This window comes from Planococcus sp. CAU13 (genome assembly GCF_000775575.1).
Taxonomy (GTDB): Bacteria; Bacillota; Bacilli; order Bacillales_A; family Planococcaceae; genus Planococcus.
In genome coordinates this window covers 1-6,164 of sequence record NZ_JRGN01000319.1, presented here as the reverse complement: position 1 = coordinate 6,164, position 6,164 = coordinate 1, and the positions used below count along the sequence as shown (strand labels likewise).

Below are 6,164 nucleotides of genomic sequence, written 5' to 3'. Positions count from 1 at the left end.
CTTATGCCTTTCAGAGCTAAGCGGGCGCTGTCGCTTTTCTTATGATAAACTTATTTTACTACATACGATGAGGTGACCTTTTTTGACGAAATCCATTCAAATAGCGCTTGATGGCCCTGCTGCGGCCGGAAAGAGCACAATTGCAAAAATAGTAGCTGAAAAATTAGGCTATGTCTATATCGATACCGGCGCAATGTACCGCGCCATCACATTAAAGGCATTGGAAACAGGCATCAATCTTGAAGACAGTAAAGATGCGGGGGATTTATTGAGCGGAACCCGTATAGACCTTCAGCCGTCGCCGAACGGCCAATTGGTTTTCCTGGACGGCCGGAACGTCACAGAAGACATCCGTTCTCAAAATGTAACGAAAGCAGTCTCACAAATGGCTTCCCATGAATCTGTGCGAAAACAGATGGTGAAGCTCCAGCAGCAGCTTGCATCCGGCAGAGGCGTCGTCATGGACGGCCGCGATATCGGAACACATGTATTGCCGGATGCCGAATTGAAAGTCTTTATGTCTGCCACTGTCGAAGAGCGGGCAAGACGCCGATATGAAGAAAATCGCAAAAGAGGAATCGATATATCTTTTGAAGAACTTCAGGAAGAGATTGCGGCACGCGATAAAATGGACAGTGAAAGAGCAGTATCTCCGCTGCGCCAGGCAGACGATGCGCTGTATATCGATACGACATCTTTAACAATTGCAGAAGCTGCAGCTGAAATTCTAAAATTAGCGGAAGAAAGGTTGAACTGATGTGAATTTATATACATTCGGCAAAGTGCTGGTCAAAACAGTGCTTACTCCCCTTTACCGGTTTGAAGTGACCGGCACTGAAAAATTCCCGAAACAGGGCGGAATTCTGCTTTGTTCCAACCATATACACGCGCTTGATCCCCCGGTTGTAGGAATGACTGCACCCCGGACGGTACATTTCATGGCAAAAGAGGAATTGTTCAAAGTGCCTGTGCTCGGCCGTATTCTTCCGCAGGTCAATGCGTTTCCCGTCAAGCGGGGAATGAGCGACCGGGAGGCGCTTCGCAGCGCATTAAAAATTTTGAAGAACGGCGATGTGGTCGGACTCTTTCCCGAAGGAACGAGATCAGATGACGGCATATTGAAAAAAGGCCTGAGCGGTGCAGGCTTTTTTGCGCTGAGAGGCGATGCGGATGTCATGCCCTGTGCAATAATCGGACCTTATAAACCGTTCAGAAAAGTGAAAGTGGTCTACGGGGATCCGGTCCTGATGGCACCCTACCGTGAACGCAAGGCTTCAGCAGAGGAAGTCACAACGGTCATCATGGCGAGTATCCAGCAGCTTCTTGACGAAAACTCGGAAAAATAAGGGATAAGTTTTGTTTTTATTAGAGAATTCGAATAAAATAGAAGTTGGATAGTTTGTGAAGGAGGGCTACTTATGTCTGAGGAAATGAACATGATGGAAAACAGCGGGTTTCAAACTGGCGATCACGTTAAAGGTACAGTTGCTAAAATCGAAGAGAAAGCAGTAACAGTAACTATTGAAGGTGCTCCTTTTGATGGGGTTATTCCAATCAGTGAGTTGTCGAGCCTCCACATCGAGAAAGCTTCAGATTCAGTGCAGGTAGGTGATGTGCTTGATCTGGTGATTACAAAAGTGGAAGACGAAAACTTTGTTTTATCCAAACGTAAAGTGGATGCCGAACAAGCATGGGATACATTAGAAGAAAAATTCAATTCCGGTGAAATCATCGAAGCGGAAGTGAAAGATGTGGTGAAAGGCGGCCTGGTGGTTGACCTTGGAGTCCGAGGTTTCGTTCCGGCTTCGCTGGTGGAAGATTATTTTGTGGAATCATTCGAGGATTATAAAGGCAAAGTCATGACTTTCAAAATTGTTGAAATGGAAAAAGAAAATAATCGGCTTATCCTTTCCCATCGTGCAGTAGTGGAGAAGGAAAAAGAGTCCCATAAAGTGGAAGTTATGGAAAGAATCCATCCCGGTGATGTTATCAAAGGGAAAGTTCAGCGGATTGCCTCTTTTGGCGCGTTTGTTGATATTGGGGGCGTCGATGGCCTTGTCCATATCTCCCAGCTTTCCCACGAACATATTGATCAGGTATCGGATGCTGTGACTGAAGGCCAGGAAGTGACGGTCAAAGTCCTTTCTGTAGACCGGGATTCGGAGAGAATTTCGCTGTCCATCAAAGATACGCTTCCCGGACCATGGGATTCAATCGAAGACAAAGCGCCTAAAGGTTCGGTCCATACAGGAAAAGTGAAACGCCTTGTCAGCTACGGCGCGTTTGTTGAAGTGCTTCCCGGTGTTGAAGGTCTCGTGCACATCTCGCAGATCGCCCATAAGCATATTGCGACGCCGCACGAAGTGCTGAACGAAGGTGAAGAAGTGCAGGTAAAAGTACTTGATGTAAATAAAGAAGATAAACGCCTGTCATTAAGCATCAAGGAATTGCAGGAAAAAGAAGGCAATCAGGATTATTCGGATTACGAAATGCCGGAGGAATCGAGCGGCTTCTCCATCAGTGATGTCATCGGCGATAAATTGAAAGGCTTTAAATCCGAGTAAATGTCGAGAGCACAACGCAAGATGGACCATATCAATTATGCTTTAACGACAGTCCAGGATACGGGCACAATGTTTGAGGACATCCGTTTTGTTCATCAGGCGCTGTCCGGTTTTGGGGTGTCTGATATTGATCTGCGCCCGGAAACAGGTGATTTGAATTTGAAATCACCTGTTTTTATTAATGCTATGACAGGCGGCGGCGGAGAGCAAACAGCAAAATTAAATGCGATACTGGCACGGGCAGCGAAGGAAACCGGAATGGCAATGGCTGTAGGATCTCAAATGGCAGCGATAAAAGATCCTTCCGAACGGGCGTCTTTTGAAATTGTCCGAAAAGAAAATCCGAATGGCATCATCTTTTCAAATCTTGGCAGTGAAGCAAGTCTGCAACAGGCTCAGGAAGCAGTTGAAATTATCGAAGCGAATGCGCTGCAGATTCATTTGAATGTAATCCAGGAATTGACGATGCCGGAAGGTGACCGGGATTTTAAAGGCGCTCTGGAGAGAATCCAGCTCATTGCTGAATCTCTCAGTGTTCCGGTCATCGTCAAAGAAACCGGTTTTGGCATTTCCTATGAAACGGCATTGAAATTGAGCGGAACAGCAATTTCTGCTGTTGATGTCAGCGGTTTCGGCGGTACAAATTTCGCCAAAATTGAAAATGAACGGCGTTCCAAAAAGCTCGAGTATTTTCAGGGCTGGGGCATACCGACTGCAGCAGCGATTGTTGAAGTAAAAAAAGCCTTCCCTGGAACTGTCCTTGCTTCCGGCGGAATCCGGGATGCACAGGATATGGTTAAGGCCTTCATGCTTGGGGCAGATGCAGCCGGGCTTGCCGGCTCATTCCTGAGACTGGCGATTGAAGAAGGCGAGACAAAGCTCATACAAAGTGTAGCAGACCTCCACGAGGACCTTGCAATGATGATGACCGCTCTTGGCGCCAGAACTGTCCGGGATCTTCAAAAATGCCCGGCTGTACTGTCCGGTAATTTAGCGGCTTATCTGCGGGCACGGGGATTCGACCCTGACTCTTTTGCGCACGGCTTGAAAAACTGAATATTTCAGCAACAAGGGGGGATGGACATTTTCAGGATGCCATCCCTTTTTTCATGTATAATAAGCATATTAGAAGTGGAAGGATGAAGTTATTATGTCAAAACCGGTAGTAGCAATAGTCGGCCGGCCGAACGTGGGCAAGTCTACGATTTTCAATCGAATAGTGGGAGAACGTGTTTCAATCGTGGAGGATATCCCGGGAGTGACGCGTGATCGTATATACAGTTCTGCAGATTGGCTGACACATGAATTCAATATTATAGATACAGGAGGCATCGACCTTCGCGACGAACCGTTTCTGGAGCAGATTCGCCAGCAGGCAGAGATCGCCATGGACGAAGCGGATGTCATCATCTTCCTTGTGAACGGTCGTGACGGGGTTACTGTGCAGGATGAACAGGTGGCGAAAATCCTTTACCGCACAAAAAAACCTGTCATTTTAGCGGTGAATAAAATCGATAATCCCGATATGCAACCCATGATTTATGATTTCTATACACTTGGCATGGGGGAACCCTATCCAATTTCGGGATCTCACGGTCTCGGACTTGGAGATCTCCTTGACGAAGTTGCCAAGCATTTCCCGAAAGAAGATGAAGAGGATTACGGGGAAGATGTCATAAAGTTTTCATTGATTGGCCGTCCGAATGTCGGAAAATCTTCGCTGGTCAATTCATTCCTTGGGGAAGAGCGGGTAATTGTCAGTGAAGTGGCCGGAACAACAAGAGATGCAGTTGATACCCAGTACGAATACGAAGGCCAGCCATATGTCATCATCGACACCGCCGGCATGCGAAAAAAAGGTAAAGTCTATGAGTCCACTGAAAAATACAGTGTGCTTCGTGCACTTCGCGCGATTGAACGCTCCGACGTTGTCCTGGTCGTCCTGAACGCAGAAGAAGGCATCCAGGAGCAGGATAAGAAAATCGCCGGCTATGCCCATGAAGCAGGCAAAGCGGTCATCATTATCGTCAATAAATGGGACGCGATCGAAAAAGACGAAAAAACGATGAATGTCATGACGCGCAAAATACGTGAGCATTTCCTGTTCCTCGATTACGCGCCGATCATGTTCGTTTCGGCCTTAAGCGGAAAACGGGTGCACAGCATTCTGGAAACGATCAACAAGGTGAATGAAAATCATTCACGCCGCATTCAGTCAAGTATCCTGAATGAAGTGATAGCGGATGCTGTGGCGATGAACCCTGCACCATCCGATAAAGGACAGCGACTGCGCCTGTATTATGTGACGCAAGTAGCAATTCAACCCCCGACTTTCGTCGTTTTTGTAAATGAACCGGAATTGATGCATTTCAGTTACGAACGATTTTTACAGAACAGAATACGGGAAAGTTTCGATTTCGAAGGCACGCCTCTCCGTCTGATTACACGTGCCCGCACTTAATTGAGATAAAGGTGGTTTTTCAATGATGGAAAAAATTACGGTCTATGGAGCCGGCAGCTGGGGGACGGCCCTCAGCTATGTCCTTGCGCAGAATGGCCATGACATTCTATTGTGGTCCCATCGGCAGGATCAAGCCGAAGAAATCAACCGGCATTCAAATGAACGTTATTTAAAAGGCATCAAACTGCCGGAAAATCTAAAAGCGACCAGCAATCTGGAACTGGCGGTCAAACATGCGGATGTGCATGTTCTGGCAGTGCCGACGAAGGCCATGCGGGAAGTATCAGCTGATATTGCCGGGCTGATTGAGAAGCCGTCCCTTTTTATACATGTTTCAAAAGGGATCGAGCCGGACAGCCTGAAACGTGTCAGTGAAATGATCCGCGAAGAAATACCGGAAAAATGGATCGCTGACCTGGTCGTTCTGTCTGGCCCTAGCCATGCGGAAGAAGTGGTGCTTGAGCATCCGACAACCGTAACGGCCGCCTGCGAAAATACTGAATCCGCAGAGCGGGTGCAGGACATGTTCATGAACCATTATTTCCGTGTCTATACGAATACGGATGTAATCGGTGTGGAAGTCGGCGGTGCGCTGAAAAATATCATTGCACTGGCAGTCGGCATCACGGATGGACTGGGGCTTGGCGATAACGCGAAAGCTGCGATAATGACCCGGGGGCTTGCTGAAATCGCCCGTCTTGGCGTCAAAATGGGAGCTACACCTTTAACATTTTCGGGTCTGACTGGAGTGGGCGATCTGATTGTGACCTGCACGAGCCGGCATTCACGAAACTGGCGTGCGGGCAATATGCTCGGCAAAGGAAAATCCCTCGATGAAGTGCTGCAGGAAATGGGCATGGTAGTCGAAGGCATCCGCACAACTAAAGCGGCACATCAAATGGCAAAAGCCCATGATGTACCCATGCCGATAACAGAGGCGCTATACAGCGTCCTGTTCGACAATGTGCCAACAGAAGAAGCCGTGGGGCATCTGATGGGCAGAATGAAGAAAAACGAAATGGAAGACCTGATAGATCTTCTGTAAATTATTTTAGAGGGAGCGGTGCTCAGCACCGCTCCCTCAGTCTGTCGAAAAACATCATCTGCTTCAATCATTTCGCTTTTAGGCGGACGCTTTC

6 protein-coding genes are annotated in these 6,164 nt (G+C 47.7%); all 6 read left to right on the top strand.

Annotation, left to right across the window (positions count from 1 at the left end; genetic code table 11):
* Window positions 1-82: 82 nt before the first annotated feature.
* The 6 genes from cmk to KW93_RS14855 all read left to right on the top strand — a co-directional run bounded on the left by cmk (window position 83) and on the right by KW93_RS14855 (window position 6,070).
* Complete coding sequence (gene cmk, locus KW93_RS14880) at window positions 83-757, top strand: (d)CMP kinase (RefSeq protein WP_033543831.1); 675 nt, start codon at window positions 83-85, stop codon at window positions 755-757.
* Between the two features lies 1 nt (window position 758).
* A complete protein-coding gene (locus tag KW93_RS14875; RefSeq protein WP_033543830.1) occupies window positions 759-1,346 on the top strand; it encodes a lysophospholipid acyltransferase family protein in 588 nt (195 codons plus the stop codon).
* A gap of 72 nt (window positions 1,347-1,418) precedes the next feature.
* The gene (gene rpsA / locus KW93_RS14870; protein ID WP_033543829.1) at window positions 1,419-2,564 is read left to right on the top strand and encodes a 30S ribosomal protein S1; all 1,146 of its coding nucleotides are present in this window, start codon (window positions 1,419-1,421) and stop codon (window positions 2,562-2,564) included.
* A gap of 21 nt (window positions 2,565-2,585) precedes the next feature.
* Entirely contained in the window at window positions 2,586-3,620 is a 1,035-nt protein-coding gene (gene fni / locus KW93_RS14865; protein ID WP_327078721.1) for a type 2 isopentenyl-diphosphate Delta-isomerase, read from the top strand.
* A gap of 94 nt (window positions 3,621-3,714) precedes the next feature.
* Entirely contained in the window at window positions 3,715-5,025 is a 1,311-nt protein-coding gene (gene der, locus KW93_RS14860; protein ID WP_033543827.1) for a ribosome biogenesis GTPase Der, read from the top strand.
* 25 nt (window positions 5,026-5,050) lie between these two features.
* A complete protein-coding gene (locus tag KW93_RS14855) occupies window positions 5,051-6,070 on the top strand; it encodes an NAD(P)H-dependent glycerol-3-phosphate dehydrogenase (RefSeq protein WP_033543832.1) in 1,020 nt (339 codons plus the stop codon).
* The last annotated feature ends 94 nt before the right edge of the window (window positions 6,071-6,164 follow it).